The sequence below is a fragment of the uncultured Streptococcus sp. genome (assembly GCF_963545685.1).
GTDB lineage: Bacteria > Bacillota > Bacilli > Lactobacillales > Streptococcaceae > Streptococcus.
On record NZ_CAUUKN010000102.1, the window covers coordinates 1 to 2,712 of the forward strand.

A 2,712-nucleotide genomic window follows, 5' to 3' on the forward strand; every position below is an offset into this window, starting at 1 on the left:
TTTGTGTGTAAAATAAGTCTTTATTTTGTTCTTTAGACAAAATAATCTCCTCCTTCTAAATAGGGAAAAATGGCTAACAAGACTCTTTTTATATAAAAAATCATACAAAAAGAGACCAGTTTTATTAAAAACAGGCCTCGCTGTTTAAGAATATGCCGGAAATGTAAAATTTCGTAATGACGACATAATCGCAACCTTTAATCAAATCTCATGATTAAAGTCGCCTGCTACCCCCTTGATTATACGCTCACATTTTAACATAATTCATGATTATTTCAAGCAAAATGATTCTATTCTTTAAAAAATTAAAACCACGAAACTTCTAATTCATAATCAGCAAAAACATCCTCTGTTTCTGGATGCTTCAACTGATAATGAACATCAACTGTTTGTCCATTTGGGTCATGGGCAAATAGACTAGTATCTGTTAGAAAATGCTTGGCACCAAGCGGTGTCGGAATGTGGATCAAGGCAGGTGCTTTAGCAGAAAAACGCATAATGGATTTAGGATTAGAAAAGCGTGTCATCACCAACTCTTCCTTGTTCAACTTAATAACCACTTTTTCTTTCTCCGAATTATGGTGAACAAGATAGGTATAATCTCCTTTGTCCATAACTTCACAAGTGTGGATTTCTTCAATAACTTCCGTTTGATTACCTACTTTAATTTTATTTTTAATTTTAATTTCCATTAATTACTCCTTTTGTTACTATACTTATTTTTACAACTCTAATGTGATACTGACAACAGATACATTTTCAAATTCTTCTAATAACATTTAGTCATACTTTCTGTTTCAAGTAAACCACCTGAGTCTGTTTGACAAAGCCGATTTTTTCATACAAACGCTTTGCTCCAACATTGTCATCTTCTACTGCAATTTGGAAGGTCTTTTCATTTTGCACAATGAGTTGATTTACGACTGATCTAGCCAGATAGCTCCCATATCCTTTGCCACGATAGGCTTCTGCTACAGCAAGTCCATAGAGGTAGTTACTGTTTCCAGATACATCCACCTTACAAACTCCAATGACTTGACCTTCTTTGAGTAAGATGTAAAGCAAACTATTGGCATCGTCCAAGGCCTCAGCAATATATCTGTGGCTCACCTCAAGTGTTTCTTTCGCATCAGAAAAGGCTTGGTGGTGGAGTTGGGCAATTTCTTCAGGATAAGAGGAGTCTGCCAAAAGCACCTTAACATCTGAACGAGAATCCAGAGTATATGGTGATCTATCTCTCCCTAGCCAAGTTTCCGTTTCTTCATCCTCAATCAACCCCCAATGACTTGCCAGATTAGGATGACGATCTAGAAAAACACGCTCTGTCTGAAAAGTCACTGATTGAATAGGATAAGATGCCGTTTCTTCTTCGAAACTCTTATACAAAGCACGCGCAATGCCTTGACGACGATGATTGGGATCAACTAGGATACTCAGTTCAACATCTTCGTTGTCCGCATAAACAGTTAATAAACCAAGCAACTCTCCCTCTTTATAATAGAGGAAAAAGGCCGGCATGTTGGGATCGAAATTAAGCATATTGGAGAGATAAGGTTCGCGATAGGTTTGGTCATAGGCTTGACAGCTAGTGATCAATGCTTTTACTGCCTTCCGTTCTTTTTCTGTCAATTGGTTGCTTGCTCGAATCACTTTACTTCTCCTTTATTTGTCTGACCTTATTTTACCAATTAAAAATCATTTGAGCAATTCTTAGTTAATGTAGCTTTCCTTAAAGATTGATCATTGTTCTGTTACTTCTGACTCATCACTATTATTTTTCTCAGGAAGAACTATGACAAAGCGGCTAATTTTTAGTAAAATAGAAGGGAAACTAACTAAACGGAACAGGTACTTATTATGTCTATTAAACTTATTGCAGTTGATATTGATGGAACGCTGTTGAATAGCCAACGTCAAGTCACACCTGAAGTCTTTCAAGCTATTCAAGATGCTAAGGCTGCTGGGGTAAAAGTCGTTATTGCGACTGGCCGTCCTATTCCTGGCGTGCTTCCACTTCTTGAGGAACTCAATCTTAACCAAGATGGCGACTATGTGATTACTTTTAACGGGGGGCTTGTCCAAGAGACTTCTACTGGTAATGAATTGATTCGTGAGACGCTTTCATACGAAGACTACCTTGACATTGAGGTTTTGGCAAACAAGCTCGGCGTTCATTCTCATGCCATTACTAAAGATGGTATCTACACAAGTAATCGAAACATTGGTCGCTACACCGTTCATGAGTCTACACTTGTTCATATGCCGATTTACTATCGCACACCTGAAGAAGTGGCTGACAAGGAGTTTGTTAAGGCCATGTATATTGACGAACCTAAAATTCTTGATGCTGCTATTGCAAAGCTTCCTCAGGAATTTTATGATCGCTTTACAATCGTAAAATCAACACCATTTTACTTAGAAATTCTTAAGAAGACAGCTAACAAAGGGATTGCTGTTATGCACCTTGCTGAAAAACTTGGTCTCTCTAAAGAAGAAACAATGGCTATCGGAGACGAAGAAAATGACCGTGCCATGCTGGAGGTCGTCGGTTCTCCTGTCGTTATGGAAAATGGAAATCCAGAAATCAAGAAAATTGCTAAACACATCACAAAATCAAATGATGAATCTGGTGTCGCTTATGCTATTAGAAAGTGGGTTCTAGAATAATATGTATACCTATAAAACTGGACTCAGTACTTCTGAGCATGACCG

3 protein-coding genes are annotated in these 2,712 nt (G+C 37.8%); 1 reads left to right on the top strand and 2 read right to left on the bottom strand.

Annotated features, from left to right (window positions below):
• Positions 1-305: 305 nt before the first annotated feature.
• Both RWZ99_RS09285 and RWZ99_RS09290 read right to left on the bottom strand, forming a co-directional pair.
• Positions 306-692: a DUF1934 domain-containing protein gene (locus tag RWZ99_RS09285; RefSeq protein WP_314678327.1), complete on the bottom strand. Its 387-nt coding sequence runs from the start codon at positions 690-692 to the stop codon at positions 306-308.
• 91 nt (positions 693-783) lie between these two features.
• Positions 784-1,650: a GNAT family N-acetyltransferase gene (locus RWZ99_RS09290; RefSeq protein WP_314678330.1), complete on the bottom strand. Its 867-nt coding sequence runs from the start codon at positions 1,648-1,650 to the stop codon at positions 784-786.
• A gap of 207 nt (positions 1,651-1,857) precedes the next feature.
• Here RWZ99_RS09290 and yidA point away from each other — a divergent pair, with 207 nt between their 5' ends.
• Positions 1,858-2,667: a sugar-phosphatase gene (gene yidA / locus RWZ99_RS09295; protein WP_314678332.1), complete on the top strand. Its 810-nt coding sequence runs from the start codon at positions 1,858-1,860 to the stop codon at positions 2,665-2,667.
• Positions 2,668-2,712: the final 45 nt, after the last annotated feature.

Coding starts and splice junctions, on each gene's coding strand:
- RWZ99_RS09285 (WP_314678327.1), bottom strand. CDS start 692: ATGGAAATTAAAATTAAAAATAAAATTAAAGTAGGTAATCAAACGGAA.
- yidA (WP_314678332.1), top strand. CDS start 1,858: ATGTCTATTAAACTTATTGCAGTTGATATTGATGGAACGCTGTTGAAT.